20 protein-coding genes are annotated in these 20877 nt (G+C 62.2%); 18 read left to right on the forward strand and 2 right to left on the reverse strand.

What is annotated here, in order from left to right:
• The first annotated feature begins 49 nt into the window (after positions 1-49).
• The 11 genes from radA to rnr all read left to right on the forward strand — a co-directional run bounded on the left by radA (position 50) and on the right by rnr (position 12193).
• Entirely contained in the window at positions 50-1420 is a 1371-nt protein-coding gene (gene radA / locus ABUH87_RS10125) for a DNA repair protein RadA (protein WP_367773170.1), read from the forward strand.
• 10 nt (positions 1421-1430) lie between these two features.
• A complete protein-coding gene (locus ABUH87_RS10130) occupies positions 1431-1967 on the forward strand; it encodes a CvpA family protein (RefSeq protein WP_367773172.1) in 537 nt (178 codons plus the stop codon).
• A 3-nt stretch (positions 1968-1970) separates the two neighbouring features.
• A complete protein-coding gene (locus ABUH87_RS10135) occupies positions 1971-2408 on the forward strand; it encodes an iron-sulfur cluster assembly scaffold protein (protein ID WP_367773174.1) in 438 nt (145 codons plus the stop codon).
• Between the two features lie 35 nt (positions 2409-2443).
• Positions 2444-4093: an MFS transporter gene (locus ABUH87_RS10140; protein WP_367773176.1), complete on the forward strand. Its 1650-nt coding sequence runs from the start codon at positions 2444-2446 to the stop codon at positions 4091-4093.
• Positions 4083-5138, forward strand: coding sequence for an alanine racemase (locus ABUH87_RS10145; protein WP_367773178.1), 1056 nt, complete (start codon positions 4083-4085; stop codon positions 5136-5138). The genes ABUH87_RS10140 and ABUH87_RS10145 overlap by 11 nt, the downstream gene beginning before the upstream one ends.
• Positions 5139-5239: 101 nt before the next feature.
• Positions 5240-5794 (forward strand): polyhydroxyalkanoate synthesis repressor PhaR, encoded by a 555-nt coding sequence (gene phaR / locus ABUH87_RS10150; protein ID WP_367773180.1) that lies wholly within the window; start codon positions 5240-5242, stop codon positions 5792-5794.
• Between the two features lie 10 nt (positions 5795-5804).
• Positions 5805-6251, forward strand: a complete 447-nt coding sequence (locus ABUH87_RS10155; protein WP_367773182.1) for an NUDIX hydrolase — start codon at positions 5805-5807, stop codon at positions 6249-6251.
• A 32-nt stretch (positions 6252-6283) separates the two neighbouring features.
• Positions 6284-7831, forward strand: coding sequence for a proline--tRNA ligase (gene proS, locus ABUH87_RS10160; protein WP_367773184.1), 1548 nt, complete (start codon positions 6284-6286; stop codon positions 7829-7831).
• 25 nt (positions 7832-7856) lie between these two features.
• Positions 7857-8441 carry a DUF805 domain-containing protein gene (locus tag ABUH87_RS10165; RefSeq protein WP_367773186.1) on the forward strand — a complete coding sequence of 195 codons (585 nt, stop codon included), beginning with the start codon at positions 7857-7859 and terminating at the stop codon, positions 8439-8441.
• A 41-nt stretch (positions 8442-8482) separates the two neighbouring features.
• Positions 8483-9826, forward strand: coding sequence for a M20/M25/M40 family metallo-hydrolase (locus ABUH87_RS10170; RefSeq protein WP_419956688.1), 1344 nt, complete (start codon positions 8483-8485; stop codon positions 9824-9826).
• A gap of 48 nt (positions 9827-9874) precedes the next feature.
• Positions 9875-12193, forward strand: coding sequence for a ribonuclease R (gene rnr / locus ABUH87_RS10175; protein ID WP_367773190.1), 2319 nt, complete (start codon positions 9875-9877; stop codon positions 12191-12193).
• Between the two features lie 27 nt (positions 12194-12220).
• Here rnr and ABUH87_RS10180 read toward each other — a convergent pair whose 3' ends face one another.
• Positions 12221-12673, reverse strand: a complete 453-nt coding sequence (locus tag ABUH87_RS10180) for a universal stress protein (protein WP_367773192.1) — start codon at positions 12671-12673, stop codon at positions 12221-12223.
• 154 nt (positions 12674-12827) lie between these two features.
• On the opposite strand from ABUH87_RS10180, the gene ABUH87_RS10185 reads away from it, so the two are divergent.
• Genes ABUH87_RS10185 through lpdA form a run of 4 tightly spaced genes read left to right on the forward strand, consistent with a single transcriptional unit; the run spans position 12828 to position 16408 of the window.
• Positions 12828-14216, forward strand: coding sequence for a pyruvate dehydrogenase complex dihydrolipoamide acetyltransferase (locus ABUH87_RS10185; protein WP_367773194.1), 1389 nt, complete (start codon positions 12828-12830; stop codon positions 14214-14216).
• 3 nt (positions 14217-14219) lie between these two features.
• Positions 14220-14606, forward strand: coding sequence for an acyl-CoA thioesterase (locus ABUH87_RS10190; RefSeq protein ID WP_367773196.1), 387 nt, complete (start codon positions 14220-14222; stop codon positions 14604-14606).
• 1 nt (position 14607) lies between these two features.
• Positions 14608-14985, forward strand: a complete 378-nt coding sequence (locus tag ABUH87_RS10195; RefSeq protein WP_367773198.1) for an acyl-CoA thioesterase — start codon at positions 14608-14610, stop codon at positions 14983-14985.
• A gap of 7 nt (positions 14986-14992) precedes the next feature.
• Positions 14993-16408, forward strand: coding sequence for a dihydrolipoyl dehydrogenase (gene lpdA / locus ABUH87_RS10200; RefSeq protein ID WP_367773201.1), 1416 nt, complete (start codon positions 14993-14995; stop codon positions 16406-16408).
• 24 nt (positions 16409-16432) lie between these two features.
• Here the strand turns inward: lpdA and ABUH87_RS10205 are convergent, their stop codons facing one another.
• Positions 16433-16759, reverse strand: coding sequence for a PilZ domain-containing protein (locus ABUH87_RS10205; protein WP_367773203.1), 327 nt, complete (start codon positions 16757-16759; stop codon positions 16433-16435).
• Positions 16760-17055: 296 nt separating this feature from the next.
• Here ABUH87_RS10205 and ABUH87_RS10210 point away from each other — a divergent pair, with 296 nt between their 5' ends.
• From ABUH87_RS10210 to ABUH87_RS10220, 3 genes are all read left to right on the forward strand, one after another.
• Positions 17056-17718, forward strand: coding sequence for a hypothetical protein (locus ABUH87_RS10210; RefSeq protein ID WP_367773205.1), 663 nt, complete (start codon positions 17056-17058; stop codon positions 17716-17718).
• Positions 17719-17842: 124 nt separating this feature from the next.
• Positions 17843-19408, forward strand: coding sequence for a Y-family DNA polymerase (locus ABUH87_RS10215; protein WP_367773207.1), 1566 nt, complete (start codon positions 17843-17845; stop codon positions 19406-19408).
• A gap of 170 nt (positions 19409-19578) precedes the next feature.
• Entirely contained in the window at positions 19579-20808 is a 1230-nt protein-coding gene (locus tag ABUH87_RS10220; protein ID WP_367773209.1) for a glycosyltransferase family 87 protein, read from the forward strand.
• The last annotated feature ends 69 nt before the right edge of the window (positions 20809-20877 follow it).

Here is a 20877-nt window from a genome sequence, read left to right on the forward strand (position 1 = left end):
GGGCCGCTCGGCAATTGCGTTCGCGCAATGTTCCGACTAGGCAGCACGTATGGTCAAGCCGAAACGTCGATTTGTGTGTCAGGCCTGCGGTGCCGCGTCCAACCGCTGGCAGGGCCAGTGCGCCGACTGCAGCGAGTGGAACACGCTTGCCGAAGATGCGCCGCAGACGGTGTTTTCGTCCAAGCACGACCTTTCCTCCGGTGGACGGCCAATCCGGTTCGAGCCCCTCGATGCACCAGGCGAACGCCTGGTTCGACGCACCAGCGGGCTCGCCGAGTTCGACCGGGCATTGGGAGGAGGCCTGGTTCCCGGATCAGCGATCCTCATGGGTGGCGATCCAGGCATCGGCAAGTCTACGCTGCTGCTCCAGGCTTCGGCCCACGTCGCCAAAGCGGGAGGCGACGCCGTCTACGTGAGTGGTGAGGAGGCTGCCGGGCAGGTTCGTCTGCGTGCTGAGCGTCTCGGTCTGTCGGATGCACCGATCCGGCTGGCGGCGGCCACCTCTGTGCGCGACATCCTGACGACCCTGGGCGGAATGGCACCGCCGGCATTGCTGGTGATCGATTCTATTCAAACGATGCACTCCGATCAGATCGAAGGAGCGCCAGGCACTGTCAGTCAGGTGCGAGGCTGTGCTTTCGAACTGATCCGCTATGCCAAGGAAAATGCTGTCACACTCGTCCTTGTGGGCCATGTCACCAAGGATGGGTCGATCGCGGGGCCGCGCGTGCTTGAGCACATGGTCGACGTGGTCATGAGCTTCGAGGGTGAGCGCAGCCATCAGTATCGTATTCTGCGCAGCATCAAGAATCGCTTTGGACCGGTGGACGAGATCGGTGTGTTCGCCATGGAGGGGCAAGGGTTGGCCGAGGTCGGCAATCCATCATTGCTTTTCCTGTCGGGACGCGATGAGCCGGTGGCCGGCAGCGCGGTATTTCCGGCGATGGAGGGAACGCGTCCGGTGCTGGTCGAGATTCAGGCTCTGATCGTTCGTCTGCAGAGCGGCGCGACGCCGCGGCGGGCGGTCGTGGGATGGGACACTGGCCGGCTCGCCATGTTGCTTGCCGTGCTGGAAGCGCGGTGCGGGCTCAATTTCTCCAATGCCGAAGTCTATCTCAATGTCGCAGGTGGGTATCGCCTGGCTGACCCAGCCGCGGATCTGGCTGTCGCTGCGGCGCTCGTATCGGCCTTGGGAGACAAGCCGTTAGCGGGTGACACGGTCTGGTTCGGCGAGGTTTCCCTCGCGGGGGAGATTCGCCCGGTGGCGCACGCTGGAATCCGCCAGCGTGAGTCCGCGAAGCTCGGCTTCGGCCGTGCCTTTGGCCCGGCTGGCTCCGGAGGCGCGCCGGAGAAGGGCCTGCGCTATGACGCGCTTACGCTGCTGCCGAACCTCGTTGACCGGGTGCTGTCGACTTCATAAGTGACTGCAGATGACCGGGTTCGATATCGCAGTCCTCCTGCTGGTGGGAATGGCCGCCGTTACCGGCTTTTTGCGCGGCTTTGTGCAGGAGATTCTGGCTCTGCTGGCGTGGATCGCGGCGATATTTGCGATCCGGCTGCTGCATACTCCGCTCCATGCCCTGCTGACGCCCTATGTCGGAACGGACTCGGGTGCGGCGGTGCTTGCCTTCGCGCTGTTGCTGATTGTCCCCTACGGTCTGATGAAGCTGATCGCCAATTGGGCGGGGCGGCGAAGCCGTAGCTCAGTGTTGGGGCCGATCGATCGCGTGCTGGGTTTCGGTTTCGGAGCCGTCAAAGGGGTCATTATCGTCGTCCTGGCCTTCTCGGTTCTGGTGCTCGGGTATGACACGGTCTGGGGCGCAGGCGGACGCCCTACGTGGATTACCCAGGCGCGGACCTATCCTTTTATCGATGCAGCCAGTAAATCTCTGGTGGATCTGATCGCCGAGCGACGGCGTGAGGCCGCAGCCGCAGCTGAAGCAGCACCAGACGGCGAAGTCGAGTAGCACATGGCGTCGGCAGCGGTCCTTTACACGCCAGAGGTTCTCGCACTGGCGACCAGCCTTGCCAACTACCGGCTGGGGGATGACCTTCCATTGCGCGCGGAGGCGCGTTCACGCAGCTGCGGCAGTACGCTCACGCTTGGTTTGGAGCTTGATGAGCAGGGCAGAGTGTCTCGCGTGGGGCTGCGTAGCCAAGCCTGCGCGATCGGGCAGGCCTCCGCCGCAGTCTTTGCGCAGGGGGTGCATGGACGACCGGCCGAGGAAGTTGCCCGAACTGGTCAGTTGATTGCGCTCTGGCTTGCTGGCGACGCGGAAATGCCGGACTGGCCAGGTCTCTCCTCGATCGCTGCGGCGCGAGAGTATCCGGGGCGCCATGGCGCGCTGATGTTGCCGTGGACGGCTGCCTTGCAGCTGCTGCTTCCCACGCCTTCGATCCAGAGCTAAGGCCGGTTCAAGAGCAACCTGGGGGGAGTTGAGGAATGGCGGAATCACTCGCCGGAAAGCCTGGCCATGCCGAGCCCAGCGCGTCCGATATCCGTCTGGTCATCGCCGCATCGTCGGCGGGGACGGTGTTCGAGTGGTACGACTTTTTCATTTATGGAACTCTGGCCGGGCTGATCGGCCAAGCCTTTTTCCCCGCTGACAACCAGACGCTGCAATTGCTGCTCGTCTGGGCAGGTTTCGCGGTGGGTTTTGGCTTCAGGCCTCTCGGCGCGATTCTGTTCGGCTATCTGGGCGACAAGCTGGGACGTAAGTACACCTTCCTGGTGACTGTAACGCTTATGGGTGTGGCGACTGCGGGCGTTGGCCTGATCCCTTCAGCGGCGACCATCGGGATCGCTGCACCGCTCATCGTGATCCTGCTGCGCATTCTCCAGGGACTGGCACTGGGCGGTGAATACGGCGGTGCTGCGATTTATGTGGCCGAGCATGCTCCGCCCAATCGGCGCGGTTACTACACCGGCTACATTCAGGCGAGCGTCGTGGGCGGGTTCGTGCTGAGCGTTGCAGTCGTGCTCGCCTGCCGCTTTCTGATCCCGGCGGACGATTTCGCGGACTGGGGTTGGCGCCTGCCGTTTTTGCTGAGCCTCGCGCTGCTTGCCGTGTCGCTGTACATGCGCCTCAAGCTCAATGAGAGCCCGGTCTTCAAAGCGATGCGCGAAGCAGGCGAGATCGCCGGCAATCCCTTCGTCGAAAGCTTCACCTATCCGGGCAACAAGAAGCGGATCTTCGTGGCCCTTTTCGGGGTGACGGGTGGGCTGACGACGATCTGGTACACCGCCTTCTTCTCCAGCCTCTCATTCCTCAAAGGACCGATGAGGGTTGATGACACGGCGGCGGAGTTGGTGGTCGGCCTTGTAGGCCTGATCTCGATGGCGTTTTTCGTGATCTTCGGCAAACTGTCTGACCGGATCGGTCGTAAGAAGCCGATTATCTGGGGCGATGCGCTCACACTGCTGCTGCTCTTCCCCGTCTTTTGGGGGCTGGGGCACTTTGCCAACCCTGGGCTTGCAGACGCGGCGCGCCGCGCTCCGGTGGTCATCTCAGGCCGTGATTGTAGCTACGATCCGTTCGCGTCCGCACAGACGACGAACTGCGGCAAGCTGCTCTCGGACCTGACGGCGATGGGCGTATCGTACGACCTCAACGAAAAGACGGATGCGCCAGGCCTGCAACTTGCCATCGGGCAGCATCTTCGCGCGCTCGATACGCCGGGTGCGCTTGCGTGGGATGAAGGGGCGGCGCGAGCGGCGACATTGCGTGGGTGGCTCGAGGAAGCCGGATACGACTTCGCCAAGCAGGTGCCGCCGCTCGGCAGTCTCCTCATGATCGGCGCGCTGCTTCTGGTCTTGGGGGCTCTTTCGGGCCTGACCTACGGCTCGGTCGCAGCACTGCTCACAGAGATGTTCCCGGCCAAGATCCGTTACAGCTCGATGTCCATTCCCTATCACATTGGCGCCGGATATCTCGGTGGCTTTCTACCGCTGATAGCCAGCTACATCATCGCGAAGACCGGAAACGCCTACTCCGGCCTGTGGTACACTTGGGTGATTGTGGCTATTGCGCTTTTAGTGGGCATGTGGGGCCTGAGAGGCGGACCGCCGCGCGAATTTGAAGATGATGCCTGAAACTTTGTCGGCGGCGCCCAGCGCGGCGCTGAGGCTCCTGACTGACCGTGACGCATTGCGTGCCAATTGGCAGACGTTGGATCGTCTGTCCGGCGCCGCGCGTGCTGGAGCTGCGGTGAAGGCGAATGGATACGGTATCGGCGCGCGGATCGTTGTGCCGGCCTTGTTCGATGCTGGTTGCCGAACTTTCTTCGTAGCGCACGCAATAGAAGCGAGGGATCTGCTCGATCTGGTCGATCCACAGTCACTCAGGGTTTTGCATGGCCCCGTGACGGATGCGGACGCTGAGTGGATGAAGGCGACCGGCATCACTCCTGTCATCAACTCGCTCGCGCAGGCGGGGCGCTGGCGTCGAGCTGGAGGTGGTCCCTGCGATTTGATGGTCGATACGGGCATGAACCGCCTCGGCATACCGATGAGCGCGCTTGGCGAAGATATTCTCAAGCTGCTCGAGGTCGATGTTCTGCTGTCCCACCTGACCGCTGCGGAGGAGGACTCGCCGCTCAATGCGATTCAGCTTACCCGGTGGTGCGAGGCACGTGCCATCGTGCAGCATGAGCGGGCGAGCCTGGCCAACAGTGCTGGAATTGCACTCGGCGCGGACTACCACGGCGATCTGACGCGTCCGGGTCTGGCCCTTTACGGCGGCGTTCCCTGTGCAGCTCTCGATGGCGCAATTCGGCAGGTCGTTCGCCCTCAGGCTGTCATCATGCAGGTGCGCGAAATCGGCGCAGGTGATCCTGTGGGGTACAATGCCACGTTCGTTGCGTCCGCGCCGATGCGGGTGGGCACCATCGCATTGGGCTATGCCGACGGTTATCTGCGCTGTTGGTCGGGCAAGGGGGTGATGCGGTGCGGTGATCGAAGTCTTCCCGTGCTGGGGCGTGTCAGCATGGACATGACCGTCATCGACCTTACCAATGCCCCCGATGTAGGCGAAGGTGACTGGGTCGAGGCATCCTACAACCTGCCTGACGCTGCAGCTGCGTCCGGCCTGTCGCAATACGAACTGCTGACCTTGCTGGGGAGCAGGTTTTCCCGCTGAAACCGATACCTTTTTTGCGACTTTGCTGCGCAGCAAAATGGTTGCGTCGAGACGCTTTCAGATGATACCTTTGCCGCAGAGCAGAAAACCGGGGAAAAGCGATGGCTGATGCGGCGAGCGGCGACGATACGGTAATTATCAAGAAATACGCTAACCGGCGGCTCTACAATACACGCTCGTCGAGCTACATCACGCTTGATCACCTGGCCAAGATGACCCGTGAAGGGGTTAACTATAAAGTGCTCGATGCAAAGAGCGGTGCCGATATCACGCACACGATCCTCACGCAGATCATCATGGAGGAAGAATCTAACGGTGAGCAGATGCTGCCGGTCAACTTTCTGCGAGAACTGATCAGCATGTACGGGAATTCGATGCAATCGCTCGTTCCCCATTACCTGGAAGCGTCTATGGAGAACTTCCGGGCGAACCAGACGAAGCTGCACAAGGCGTTTGAAAACAGCCTTGGCAACAACCCTCTGGCGAAGCTGGCCGAACAGAACATGGCGATGTTCAAGGCGGCCGCATCTGCATTCATGCCAGGCGCGGAAAAACCGGAACCGGCCGCTGCAGAGAAAGAGAGTTCCGCCGACCTCACTGCCTTGAAAGAGCAGATGGCCGCAATGCAGAAGCGGCTGGACGAATTGGCCAAGTAAGCCAGGGCTCATGCAGCGCATCCCGCGCCCGGCAGCGCGTATACTCCTGCTTGATCGCGCCGGGCGTGTGCTCCTCTTTCGGTTCGATCCGCCTGATCGACCGCCGTTCTGGTGCACGCCCGGCGGCGCGCTCGATCCGGGCGAGAGCTACGAACAGGCGGCTCGACGAGAGCTTCTTGAAGAGACCGGGATCGATGCGGATCCAGGAGTCGAGATCGCCTGTAAGCTTGCCGAGTTCATCACCATCGAGGGGGTGCCCGTAACCGCGGATGAGCGTTACTTCCTCGTCAGGCTTCCCGGGCATGTCGATCCAGAGGCGATTGACACCGGGGGGCACACGGAACTTGAACGACAGGTCATGCGTAGCTGGCGCTGGTTCGATCCTTGCGAACTCGCTTTGCTGGACGAGCCCTGGTATCCCGAAGATCTGTCCGAGCTTCTTGCTGCTCTCGTTTGAACCTGAGCGCGAGTGCCGCTAACAGCGGGCGCATGAATCAGACGCCCGCCATTCGCCACGCCCTCAACACCAAGCGCGAAGATGACTTCGCCCAGTGGTATCAGGAGGTCATCTCCGAAGCCGAAATGGCAGAGGAGTCCGGGGTACGCGGCTGCATGGTGATCAAGCCATGGGGCTACGGTATCTGGGAGCGGATTCAGCGTCTCATGGATGACCGCATCAAGGCTGCGGGCGTGCAGAACTGCTATTTCCCGCTGTTCATTCCGCTTTCCTACTTTGCGAAGGAAGCCGAACACGTTGAGGGCTTCGCCAAGGAGATGGCGGTCGTCACTCATCATCGTCTGGTCGGCGATGGGAAGGGTGGCCTCACGCCGGATCCCGAAGCCAAGCTGGAGGAGCCGCTGATCGTGCGGCCCACCTCGGAGACCGTGATTGGCGCGGCGATGGCACGATGGGTGCAATCCTGGCGCGATTTGCCGCTGCTTACCAACCAATGGGCGAACGTGGTGCGCTGGGAAATGCGCACACGCATGTTCCTGCGCACCAGCGAGTTCCTGTGGCAGGAAGGGCATACTGCACACGCGGACCGCGACGATGCCATGGTCGAGACCCTTCGTGCTCTCGAAATGTACCGTGATTTCGCCGAGACTGAACTGGCGATGCCCGTGATCGCAGGCGAGAAGCCTGAGAACGAGCGCTTTCCAGGCGCGGTGGCGACGTACTCGATCGAAGCGATGATGCAGGACGGCAAGGCTCTGCAGGCGGGCACCTCACACTACCTGGGAACGGGCTTTGCGCAGGCTGCCGGGATTCAGTATCAGGACAAGGAGGGCGCTCAGCAGTATTGCCACACCACGAGCTGGGGCACTTCGACCCGGATGATCGGCGGCCTCATCATGACGCACGGCGACGATGACGGTCTCCGCGTGCCTCCGATGGTGGCGCCCCATCAAATCGTGGTGCTGCCGATGCTGCGCGATGGTCCCGAGGACGAGGCCCTGCTGGCATATTGTGCTGAATTGACCAAGGCGCTTTCGGGGCTGAAAGCGTTCGGGGAACCGGTGCGGGTGCTGCTTGACAAGCGGCCCGGTAAAGCAACCCAGAAGCGCTGGGCATGGGTCAAGAAGGGCGTCCCGCTCGTTCTGGAGATCGGTGGCCGCGATGCAACGGGCGGGCAGGTATCCATGCTGCGTCGCGACAAGCTCTGGAATGCGGCAGCGAAGGCGAACTTCGTCAGTCTTGCCAAGGATGAGTTCACCGGCAGGGCCGTGTCGGAGCTGGAGGACATCCAGTCGTCCCTGTTCGCAGAGGCCAAGTCGAAGCGTGATGCCCGGATTGAGAGGGTGGATAGCTTCGATGCGCTCTCGACGTTCTTCTCCGAAGATAAGCGCTATCCGGGATGGGCCGAAGTGGTCTGGTCGCGACCTACGGGCGACGAGCTCGACGCGGTGATCCAGAAATTGAAGGCGCTGAAGCTGACCATTCGGAATACGCCGATGGATGGTCCGCAGGTTTCCGGCCAGTGCATCTTTACAGATCGTCCGGCAGTGGAGAGGATATACGTCGCAAGGGCGTATTGAGCCCGTCTGCGTAAGGGGCGCGAATATGCTGAAGGCGATCAAGCACAACCTGACGCATCTCTTCAGCTTCACGGGACGCGATAGTCGGACGACGTTCTGGCTTTATGTTCTGTTCCTCGCTCTGGTGCACACTGCGATCTCGCTGCTCGTCTCGGTGCCCATCACCGGGAACATGATGGGCGACATTCTGGTGGCGGCCCAGCGGGGTGCCAGCGAGGCGGAGATCCAGGAGCGCGTGTTCCAGAGGGTCAATGAAGTCATGCGGGTGAGCCTGTGGGTTTCAGTTGCCTTGTCGCTCGCGCTCGTGGCCTTCCTGCTGGCCGCATTTACGAGGCGCCTGCATGATTCCGGCAGGTCAGCGTGGATCGCTGTTGTCGCAGGTGCCATTCAGGTCGTCGCGACCGTGATGACCATTGCTACGATGGACGATGCGATCCGGGTTATCGTGCTGGCGCAGACCGGTGATCTCGAGGCGGTCGAGGCGATGCGCGGCCGCTTTGTCCTTCAGGGACTGCTTGGCTGGGTGCCGATGGTACTCGTGTTCGTCTTTGGGGTGTGGCCCTCCACGCCAGGCGAGAACCGGTATGGCGCGCCTCCGACCATCGATTGAGGGCGCTTGCTATTGTGATGTGGCTGGTGAAACCTGCCTGCATGCACAAGCTTCTGATTCCCCTCACATCCTGCGCCGTCCTCCTGTCATCTGCCGCGATCGCGGCGCCGGACAGGCATGGTGAGGTTTCGCAGGCCCGCCTTCGTGCGGACGTGGAAAAACTCGTCTCATTTGGAACCCGTCACACGCTATCGACGCAAACTGACCCTCGGCGCGGCATCGGCGCGGCGGTTCGATGGGCCGAAGCGGAGTTCGGACGCACTTCCAGAGCGTGCGGCGGCTGCCTACAGGTGTCCGTGCCTGAGACCATGGCAAGCGGCCCGCGTATTCCCAAGCCGGTCCGTCTGGCCGACGTGGTGGCGGTCCAGCCCGGTACCGAGCGGCCTGACGAAGTCGTCATTGTCCAGGCGCACATCGACAGCCGGGTCTCCGACGTCATGGATGCAACCAGCGACGCACCCGGCGCCAACGACGATGGTTCGGGCAGCGCTCTTGTGCTCGAAGCGGCGCGCGTCCTTTCCCAACGAAAGTTTCCCACGACGATAGTCTACGCCTTGCTGTCCGGTGAGGAGCAGGGGCTCTATGGCAGTAAGCTGCTGGCCGACCACGCGCAAAAGCAGGGGTGGAAGGTCAAGGCGGTGCTGAACAACGATATCGTCGGCAACACGCGCGGTTCCGATGGCGTGGTCGACGACCAGCACGTGCGAGTCTTTTCCGAAGGTCCGCGTGCGGACTCCACCGACGCCACCCGAGCCGCCGCCCGGCGCTTCGGTGGTGAGAACGACAGCCCGAGTCGGAATCTCTCTCGATATATTGCAGAGCTTGCCGAGGGTGATGAAGCACCGGGCGGGCTTGAAGTGCGCCAGGTCTGGCGTGCCGACCGCATGGGACGCGGCGGCGACCAGCTGCCGTTCCAGGAGGCGGGCTATCCGGCCGTCCGGTTCTCTGTGGCCATCGAGGACTATGAGCATCAGCACCAGGATCTTCGTACCGAAGAGGGTGTGACCTACGGCGATACGATCGAGGAGATGGACTTTCCGTACTTGGCGAAGGTCACGCGCCTCAACGTCGCATCGCTGGCCTCGCTCGCGTCGGCTCCAATGCCGCCTGCTCCGAAGGTCGAGGCGGCCGTGCAGACATACACGGACGTGACATGGCAACCCGTTGCCGGCGCGCGCAGCTACTCGGTCTGGCGCCGGCGGACAGACGCGTCTGATTGGGAAGAGAATCCGGTGCTTCAGGACCTGACTGCCACCAGTGCTCGATTGAAGGGGGTGCGCGGAGACGATTGGCTTTTCGGTGTGAGTGCCACCGGAAACAATGGTGCTCGCAGTCCGATAGCGGCAGCCGTGCCGGGCGGAGCGTTCGTGCCACTGGAGGAATAAGACGCCGTGCCATTGCGGAGGGGGCAGTGTACCCCTAGATCCCGAGCAATGGCTTTCAAGCATGCCCCTGGCCTTCCGACCCGTCAGCAGATCCTCGATTTCATCAAGGACTCACCCGAACCTGCGGGCAAGCGGGAGATTGCCCGCGCCTTTGGCCTGAAGGGGCAGGAGAAGATCCAGCTCAAGTCCTTGCTCAAGGACATGGCCGAAGAGGGGCTGATCGACGGAAAGCGCACGGCCTATCACCGGATGGGCGGCGTGCCGAAGGTTACGGTGCTGCGGGTCGTCGATGTCGATGATGGCGAAGCGATCGCTGTGCCCGACACCTGGCAACCGGATGATGCGACGCCGCCCCCGCGTATTCGTTTGATCGAACGGGGCGCTGGCAAACGCCAGCAGCCGGCTCTTCGCAAAGGCGATCGTGTACTTGCCCGCACGGAGGAGAGCGGCGGCAACTGGCGCGCCTATCCGATGAAGAAGATCGCCGCGCGCGAGGAGCAAGTGCTTGGGGTGGTGGAGATCGATGCTGCCGGCAAGGCATGGCTCGCTCCTGTCGACAAGCGCGTTCGCAACGCGGTGCCGATTGCCGATACCGGAGGGGCCGAGAAGGGCGAGCTCGTACTTGCAGAGCCTGCCGGCCGGTCACCGCGCTCCGGGGTCAAGGTTACCCAGGTGCTCGGCGAGCCACTTGCTCCGCGTGCTTTCAGTCTCATCGCAATTCACAAGCACGGCATTCCCAACGTCTTCGTGCAGGAAACGCTGGACGAGGCGGAGCGCGCGGCAAAGCTGCCGCTGAGCGCCGATCACCGTGAGGATCTGCGCCACCTGCCGATTGTTGCGATCGATCCCACTGACGCTCGAGACCATGACGATGCGATCTGGGCGGAGCCGGACGGAGAGGGGGGCTTCCATGCCTTGGTCGCGATCGCCGACGTCTCTTTCTACGTGCGCCCCGGTGGGCATGTGGACCGTGAGGCCAGGAAGCGGGGCAACTCGGTCTATTTCCCCGATCGTGTTGTACCCATGTTGCCCGAGGTGCTTTCCGCGGACGTCTGCTCGCTGCGAGCCGGCGAAGATCGTGCTGCCATGGCGTGCCATTTTCGGATCGACTCCGCTGGTCGCGTGACGGAGTGGCGTTTCACACGCGCGCTGGTCCGTATTGCGGAAGTCATCGCCTATGAGGAGGCGCAAAGGCGGATCGACGCGGCAGAAGCGGTCGATGCTACAGCACCCGCAGCTCTTTCGTCGTCATCGGCCGGGCCCGTTGACATCGAGGTGCTGCGTAATCTCTGGGCGGCATGGAGAGCACTCGCCACGGCTCGAGAAAACCGGGACCCCTTGGAACTCGAACTGCCAGAGCGCCGCGTCGTGTTGGATGAGCAAGGCCGCATAGCGGAAGTCGCGGTGCGTGAGCGGCTGGACGCGCACCGGGTCGTAGAGGACTTCATGATCGCCGCGAACGTGGCGGCAGCAAAGGCACTCGAAGCGAAAGTCGCGCCCGTGGTGTACCGGGTGCACGAGCCACCAAGCCGCGAGAAGCTGGTGACGCTGAAGGATTATCTCGCCACGTTCGATCGCAAGTTGGCGCTGGGCCAGGTAATTACACCCGGTCTCTTCAACCGCATTCTGAAGGATGTAGCCGACGAAACCGAACGGGCGTTGATCATGGAGGCCGTGCTGCGTAGCCAGACACAGGCGTACTATGGCCCGCAAAACGCGGGGCACTTCGGGCTTTCGCTGGCGTCTTACGCGCATTTCACCTCGCCGATCCGCCGCTATGCAGATCTTCTGGTGCATCGGGCGCTCGTCGATGCGTATGGCCTTGAGCAGCCGGCGCCCAAGACTGATCTTCCGAAAACCTCTGGCCTATCCGAGCGGGACCGCGATGACCTGTCGCGGGTTGCCGATGCGATAAGCCAGGCTGAACGGCGGGCTATGGAAGCCGAACGCGAGACGATTGATCGTTATGTCGCCGCTTGGCTATCAAGCCGCGTCGGCGAGATCTTCGACACTCGGGTTACTGGCGTGCAGAAGTTCGGCTTCTTCGCCACGATCATGGGCTTGGGCGGCGACGGTCTGGTTCCCGTGTCGACCCTCGGCCGTGAGCGGTTCCATTACGATGAGCGCGCTCAGGTGCTGGTGGGCGAGGAAAGCGGCGTCCGCTATGCGCAGGGAGACCGTCTGAAGTTGCGCCTGGCCGAAGCCAATCCGCTGACGGGTGCGCTGAAGTTTGAGCTGACAGAGGGGGGATCTTCACCCGTCGAGCCGCGCGGAACGCCGCTTCCGCTGAAGAAGCGTGGCAAGCATCTGGCCGGGAAGCGCGGCCGCCCCGGCAACATTCGGCATCAGGGTAAAGGCAAGCGTTAAGCTGCTTGGTGGCAGGGACCGGCTGTTTTAGCTCAGCCGGTCTATTTCTGCTTCGTCGAGGTGGCCGGGTATGACGAAGACGGGGCAAGGCATCTTCGCGCCAAGTCCCGTGAAGTGCGAGACCAGAGGACCGGGGCCGCCTTCCTTTGCCGTTGCAAGGACAAGCGCGGAGACTTCGGGGTGCTCGTCCAGGTATTCGCGCACCACCTTCACATCCTCGCCCATCCGGACGGAGATCGCCGGCATCTTGCCACCCTGCGAAAGCAGGTTGCCGGCCGCCGCTGTCACGAGCGTTTCCGCGCGGGACCGGGCTTCCTCTTCGATCGTGGCCTGAACGCCTGCAAAGGCGTTGAACGGCTGCGGGGCGACGAGAGCGAGCAGATGAACAACCCCGTCCGTTTGCGCTGCACGCCTGGCGGCGTAGCGCAGAGCGACGAGGGCTTCCTCGGACTCGTCGACAATGACGAGATAGACGCGCATCCAACTCTCCTCCTGGTGTGCGGCATATCGGGCCGATTTTACCGCGATGCAAGCAGGGCTTTCGGGCGGTGCAGGCGTGCAAGCGACTTGCCCCTCGCGTCCATTTTGTTCAAGGACTGCGCAGACCCTCCCCCGCCAGAGGAACGCATTCGCCATGCCGATCGAGATCAAGATGCCCGCCCTTTCGCCGACGATGGAGGAGGGAAAGCTGGCAAAGTGGCTCGTCAAGGAGGGAGATACCGTCACCTCGGGCGACATCATGGCAGAAATCGAAACCGACAAGGCGACGATGGAGTTCGAGGCCGTGGACGAGGGCACTGTCGGCAAGATCCTCGTCGCGGAGGGTAGCGAAGGCGTAAAAGTCGGAACTGTTATCGCGATGCTGGCAGAAGAAGGGGAAGACCTTTCCGAAGCCCGGAGCAATGGCACACAAGACCCGAAGCCTGCTGAGGCTTCGAAGGACAAGGTTGAAAAAGAGTCGGCGCGGAGTGAAGCTGCTCCCGTCCCCGCGACAAAGCAGCAGACCCCTGCTGGTACACCTGCACCGGCGCCCAGCGCCGCTCCATCCCCAACTGAGGAGGGACGTATCATCGCATCCCCGCTTGCCCGCCGGCTCGCTGCCGAGAAGGGTGTCGAGATTGAGAGCCTGACTGGCTCGGGCCCTCGCGGTCGCATCGTCAAGGCTGATGTGGAGGCTGCTCAGCCCGCCACGGCCAAGCCAAAATCGGCGGGCGCGGCCGAAGCCAAGCCGGCCCCCGCCAAGCCTGCTCCCGCGAATGATGGAGCCGCTGCTGCGGCCCCGTCACCGGTGGAAATGGCCGATGATACGCGCGCTGTGCTCGATGCACGCGTGCCGCATTCGGTCGAGAAGCTTTCGGGCATGCGTAAGACGATTGCGCGCCGGCTTGCTCAGTCGATGCAGCAGGCGCCGCACATCTACCTCACGGTGGATGTACGTCTGGACAAGCTCATGGCCATGCGCGCCGAACTCAATGCTTCGCTGGAGAAGCAGGGGGTGAAGGTCTCCGTAAACGATATGCTCATCAAGGCGCTCGGAAAGGCGCTGGTCGATGTGCCGGAGTGCAACGTGACCTTCGCGGGCAACGAGATGATCAAGTATGCAAGGGCGGACATTTCGGTCGCCGTTAGCATCCCGGGCGGTTTGATCACCCCCATCGTGCAGGACGCGAACGGCAGGTCTTTCTCGGAGATTGCGAAGGCCACCAAGGACCTCGGCGCGCGCGCGAAGGAAGGCAAGCTGAAGCCCGAAGAGTACCAGGGCGGCACCGCATCGATCTCCAACATGGGCATGATGGGCATCAAGCACTTTACCGCCGTCATCAACCCGCCGCAGTCGACCATTCTCGCCATCGGCGCCGGTGAGAAGCGGCCATGGGTGATGCCCGACGGGCAGCTTGGCGTCGCGACCGTGATGACGGCCACCGGCAGCTTCGACCACCGCGCTGTGGACGGAGCGGACGGCGCACGCCTGATGGCGGCCTTCCGCGAGTATGTGGAGAGCCCGCTCGGCATGGTAGCCTGAGCGATGCCATCAGCTGCGGGAGATCTGGTGATCCGCGTGACTGCGATGCCCACGGACCTCAATCCTTATGGAGGTGTGTTCGGCGGCTGGTTGATGAGCCAGCTGGCTTTGGGTGCCGCGTCTCTGGTGACGCGCAGGACCGGCCTCAAGGCCGTCGTTGTCGGCGCGACCGATTTCTCGTTTCCCGGTGCCATGCAGGTTGGGGATGAACTCAACGTCTACGCCGAAGTCACCCGGACGGGCCGTACCTCGATGACGGTCGTAACGCGCGGCTTCGGGCGAGCACGTGCGAGCGAGGATGAGGTTGAGGTCGCGAACGGCACCTTCACCTTCGTGGTGCTCGATGCGAGCGATCGACCGGTTCCGATCAGCGAAGCGCAGGCGGCCTGAGATGACGCTACCCACTCGCGCTCCCGTGATCCGGGTGTACGCTCTTCCGGCGGACTCCAACGCTTACGGAGATATCTTCGGCGGCTGGCTGATCGGGCAGATGGACCTTGGCGCTGCTCTGGTGGCACAGCGGCGTTGCAAGGGAAGGGCGGTCACCGTTGGGCTGGACGGCATGCACTTCCATCATCCCGTGAAGATCGGGGACGAACTGTCCGTCTATGGCGAACTGATAAAGGAGGGTCGCACCTCCATGCGCGTTGCTATCGAGGCCTGGCGCCGCGAGCCGCACGACGATGTGGCAGTCAAAGTCACCGAGGCCGAATTCACGTTTGTCGCGGTCGACGATTTCGGGCGGCCGCGCCCTATCGATCAGGAGTAAAACACCAGTGGCAGACACCTACGACGTTATCGTTCTTGGCTCGGGCCCCGGCGGCTACGTGGCGGCGATCCGCGCTGCGCAACTGGGGTTGAAGACGGCTATTGTGGAGCGTGAGCGGCTGGGTGGCATTTGCCTCAACTGGGGCTGCATCCCGACGAAGGCTCTGCTGCGGTCGGCCGAGGTGCTGCACCAGATGAAGAACGCGAAGGATTACGGTCTGGCGGCGGAGAATATCACCGCCGATCTGGATGCAGTGGTGAAGCGTTCGCGTGGAGTGGCCGACAAGCTCAATCAGGGCGTCACGCACCTGATGAAGAAGAACAAGATTACCGTGCATATGGGGACGGGCAAACTTGTCGCTCCGGGCAAGCTCGAGGTGACCGGCGAAAAAGGCACCGAGACACTCGAAGCCAAGCACATCATCATCGCCACTGGCGCGCGGGCACGTGAATTGCCCAAGGCGAAATCAGATGGCGAGCGGATCTGGACCTACCGCCATGCGATGACTCCCAAGGAGATGCCGAACAAGCTGCTGGTTATCGGATCCGGGGCTATCGGGATCGAGTTCGCCAGCTTTTACAACGACATGGGCGCCGATGTTACCGTCGTCGAAATGATGGATCGCATCGTCCCGGTTGAGGATGCCGACGTCTCCGCCTTCCTGGAGAAGCAACTCACCAAGCAAGGCATCAAGATCCAGACCAAGGCGAATATCGGCGCGATCGAGAAGAGCGCGGACCACTTGAAGGTCACGATTAAGGACAAGGACGGCAAGGAAGAGGCGGTCGAGTTCAGCCATGTGATCGTGGCGATCGGCATCGTTCCCAATGTGGAGAACATCGGACTTGAGGATCTTGGCATCGAGCCGGACAAGAAGTTCTTTATCAAGATCGACGAACTGGGTCGGACGAATGTGAAGGGTGTCTGGGCCATCGGCGACTGCGTCGAAGGACCTTGGTTGGCGCACAAGGCGAGTCACGAAGGCGTTACTGCTGCTGAGGCGATTGCGCAGGAACTCGGCAATACCGAAGTCCACCCGCACCCGCTCGACCGCCGCAACATCCCGGGTTGCACGTACTGTCATCCGCAGGTCGCCTCTGTCGGTCTGACCGAGGCGAAGGCCAAGGAAGCAGGTTACGAGCTGAAGGTCGGGACGTTCCCCTTCATCGGCAACGGCAAGGCCATCGCCCTGGGAGAGCCCGAAGGCTTCATCAAGACGGTGTTCGATGCAAAAACCGGCGAACTGCTGGGTGCTCACATGATCGGTGCGGAAGTGACCGAGCTGATCCAGGGATATGTGGTCGGCAAAACGCTGGAGACTACGGAAGCTGAGTTGATCGCCTCCGTTTTCCCGCATCCGACGCTTTCAGAGATGATGCACGAGGCCACACTGGCTGCGTTTGGTCGGGCTATCCACATCTAAGAGGAGCCCAGATCGCATTGTGCGCTAGGCCGGGTCGGCGTTGCGCACAATGTGGTCGAACACGGCAACGTGCAGCGGCTCTGCGAACGCACAGCCGACCGCGCCGTCGCGTACCCAGCGGATTTCAGCACTGAGGAGCTGAAGGCCGGGGATCCTGATGCGCAGCGGCAACTCGGCGCGCGCGCTGGGCAAGCGGGCGATGCGGAAGCCGCCAGGAGAGAGGTCTTCCAGCCGAGCTGTCGCCCAGGGGCGCGATCCTTGGCGCACCTCACACAGAAGGGTGAGGCCTGCGCGAGGGGAGCGATCAGCCGTTTCGGCGGCCGAACTTAGATCAAGTGGCTGGTGGGTCATGGGCTGTGCCTCCTGCGGCGGCTTTGGCGCCTATTCTTTACGATGCGGTTATCATCTGAGCTGCAAACCAGTGCGGCTGAAAGTTCTCCACTGCCCAAGCCAATACGGAGAGTTGCACTCAATGATAAATGGGAACATAACAAGAACGTAATTTTGCAATTTCTGGATCTGATTCCATGTTACAAACCCGACCTGATCCAGGTACTCCCCCGGAACCAACGCCCGAACTGCTGTCTGATACTCTCTCGGCCGCTGCCACGCTCCTGCCGGCAAGAGCTGCTGAGTGGCGGCCGGGCATGCCACCTGAAGGCACTACTCACGTTGAAATCTTCGCCACCGGCGACAGCACCACGGGAACTGCGCTCGCGCTGGCTTTCACGCTCGATCACCTGCGCGCTGCGGCGGCCGATCCGCTGGCCGATACGCCTGACGAGCGTGCCTGGCTCTGGGTGCAGGATCGCGAGGCGCAGCGGCGCACCGGGCAACCGTATCGTCCGGGCTTACCGCGCGCGCTACGCCATCGTTTGATTCACGTCGCCGCACGCACCGCTGAGGATGCACTCTTCGCACTTGAGGAAGGATTGCGCTGCCGCGAGCTTGCCTTTGTTATGGGGGAAATCACCGGAAACCCGCGGGCACTCGACATGACGGCTTCACGTCGGCTGAGCCTTGCGGCCGAAAAGTATGGAGTGCCGCTCTGGCTGGTCCGGCTCGATGCGCACCGGGACTTGTCTTCTGCTCGCCAGCGTTGGGCCGTGCGCGCTGCGGCTTCGCTGGAACCCCGTTGGAATCGAGCTGCACCGGGCGAGCCCAGCTGGCAGGCCGAACTTTTTCGTTCACGTCGCCACCCCCCAGGGACATGGACATTGCGGGATATTGGGCGGGGTACTGGCCGGGATACTGGGCAGGACACGCTGGTGGCGGAAAAAGCACGGCAGCTTGCTTCGGTGACAGGATGATCAAGGGCAGCTTTGTCTTCTCTGCGAGATGAGCCGTTTGGCATGACAGAAACTCACAGATGGATCATCGCCCTTGCAGAAGTGGGGGCGCAGCGGAGGACAAGGCTGCAACCTTGATGCGCCCATGCTCACAGCTTCCTCCTCACGCCGCATTCTGGCTATCTGGTGCACAAGACTGGCGATCGACCGTTGGCGTCTGCTGGAAGGCCTTGCCGAAGGTGAAGGTGCCGACGCCGCACCGCTAGCGCTGATCGCGGAGACCGCCCATGGACCTCGTATCGTCTCCGTCAACGCTGCTGGTTTTGCTGCCGGCGCGAAGGGCGGGATGATGCTGGCCGATGCGCGGACCTTGTGTCCCGCTCTGACTGTCGCGCCAGCGGATCCTGCGGGCGACCTGCTATTTCTGGAGGATCTGGCAGTCTGGGCGCAGCGTTGGGGTCCCTGGAGCGCACTGGACCCGCCTGATGGGGTGATTGTGGATGTCACCGGCGCCACTCATTTGTTCGGAGGTGAGGCAGGGCTGCTTGCAGATGCGCATGCGGCTCTTGCACGTCGGCAATTGATGGTTCGGCTGGCTATCGCGCCGACCGCCGGCGCTGCCTGGGCATTGGCGCACCATGGTCCTCAGGACGCCATTCTCCATCCGGCTGACGATCCCGCGTACCGGCTTGGGCACTTGCCAGTTGCCGCTCTCAGGCTGGATGATGACACGATCACGCTTCTGAAGCGCCTGGGTCTCAAGCGCTTGGAAGACTTGCGCGGCGTTCACCGGGATGCGCTGGTGCGCCGCTTCCGCAATCGGCGCTCGGCTGCAGCCAATCCGCTGATCCGAATGGACCAACTCCTTGGTCTGGTGCCAGAGCCGCTGTTGCCGGTCATGGCTACAGAAGCTCCGATGGTGCAGCGCCGGCTGATGGAACCGATCCGCCACCGTAGTTTGCTTGACCGGGTTCTCGCTGACCTCACCGCCGATATGGCACGCGCGCTGGAAGGACAGGCGCTCGGCGCACGAAGATTGGAACTGGGGCTATGGAAGGTCGATAACGAAGTCGTGGTGCGGCGGCTGGAGATTGCAGCCCCGAGCCGTGATCCTGTGCATCTTGCCGGTTTGTTCGGTCGTAAGCTGGAAGATGTCGATGCCGGGTTCGGCATTGAAATGGTTCGTCTGCGGGCCGCGTGGACGGAGCCGCTGGCGCTTGCCCAGCGCGATTTGGAGAGTTCCGCCGAGAACCACGGAACCAGCCTGGCAGCTTGCGTTGACCGTCTGACGGTGCGGCTAGGCTCTGATGCCGTGCGGCGTCCCATCGCACGCGCCAGCCATGTGCCCGAGCGCGCCCAGCGCTGGCAGGCTCCGCTCGACCCCGAGAAGACCGCACAAGCCGAGTTCGAGTTTCATGCACGGCCCCTCAAGCTGCTGGAACGTCCCGAACCGATCGCGGTGATTTACGAGACGCCTGATGGCCTTCCCAAACGCTTTCGCTGGCGCAACGCCGCGCACGATGTGCTGCGTGCCGAAGGACCCGAGCGCATTGCTCCGGAATGGTGGCGTGAACGCTCCACGGCTCGGCTGCGGGATTACTATCGTATCGAGGATGAGCAGGGTCGAAGATATTGGATCTACCGTAGCGGAGTGTGGGGAGACGGCCGAGGCGGAACACCGGAGTGGTTTCTGCAGGGATTGTGGGGGTAAGAGCGAAGCTCTCCCCTTATCGGCAAATTAACCGTGTTCCGACATAAGAGGTGCCACACGACGTGAATGGCGTGGCTGGGGGCCGGGTGATGGATGCCGACGATGAATGTGTCCCACCCGTTCCTGCAAGTGTTGCGATGCTGTCAGGCTTGCCACAGCACGACTCTCGAATGGCTCAGCGCAAGGGCGCTGTGCAGCAACTCGCGACGAGCCGAAAGCTGCTGCTAGCCGTAATTCTTGCGGGCGTTGTTCTCGTGATGATCTCGGCCATTCGCTTTCAGTCACCCGAACTGCTCGGTCAGGCCAAGGTCCTTACCGATTTCGACGCCTTCCACATCGCTGGCCGCTTGGCAGCGCAGGGTAGGGCAGCCGACGCATACAATGTAAGTACGCTGCTCCAGGTTCAGCGGGAGATGTCAGGAACCCAGAGCTTCATGCCATGGACCTATCCGCCCCCATTCACTCTGGCGATGCAATACCTGGCGGGACTTCCGATCGGTGCTGCTTTTGTCTTTTTTGCCCTGAGTACCTTCGCCTTTTACCTTTGGGTGCTGCATCGTATTGCGGGAAAATGGCTTCCCGCTGTGGTGATAGCGGTCATGCCGGCAATCGTCCTCAATCTGCGAACCGGCCAGAACGGCTTCTTGATTGCTGGCCTGATCGGCTGGTTCCTGTTGGCGTTTCGCGACAAGAGGGTCATCGCTGGATTGCCGCTGGGCCTTTTGGTCATCAAGCCACACCTTGCTGCCGGAGTGGGCCTGATCACACTCCTGCAGCGGCGCTGGGTTCTGCTGGGGTGGGCGGGGCTGATCGGCCTGACATTGCTGGCGCTCTCCACATGGATCTACGGGATCTCCATCTGGATGGATTTCCGCAATGCCGTGGGAGAGGCCGGAGGCTTTCTGGCCCGTGGCTATTATCCGTTGTTCCGCATGAACTCGATCTTTGCCGCAGCTTACACGTTCGGGCTGGGAGCTACGGCCGCAATGGCGATGCAGATCGCCGGTGCGCTCTTCGCGCTTGGACTTCTCATCAAAGCGTCCCGCAGCCGCATCGCATACCATCATCTTGCCGCGCTCACCTGCCTCGCTTCCTTGTTCGTCAGCCCTTACGGCTACGATTATGATCTGACGATCCTTGGCGTAGCGTTGGCGTTCATCGTGCCCGATCTGCTGGAGCGTTGCAGCGGACTTGAGCTATGGGTGCTGTTGTTGCTGACGTGGTTTGTCTGCGGATACGGGATTGGCTGGAATACGGCCATGGCCGTTTCGCAGCCCAATACAGGCGTTTCCCTAGATCAAGAGAGCAGCGGCCTCTCACTGATCGCCCCTGTGCTGGCGCTGCTCTGCTGGGCACTCACGCGTATCCTCTGGCGCCAGAGGGCAGAGGGCGAAAGCTGATGGTGGAAAAAGGGATACGTCAGACCTGACAAAGGTCTGTGTAGAACATAAGGGGAACGTAGTATTCCC

This window comes from Novosphingobium rhizovicinum (genome assembly GCF_040813635.1).
Classification (GTDB): Bacteria; Pseudomonadota; Alphaproteobacteria; order Sphingomonadales; family Sphingomonadaceae; genus Novosphingobium; species Novosphingobium rhizovicinum.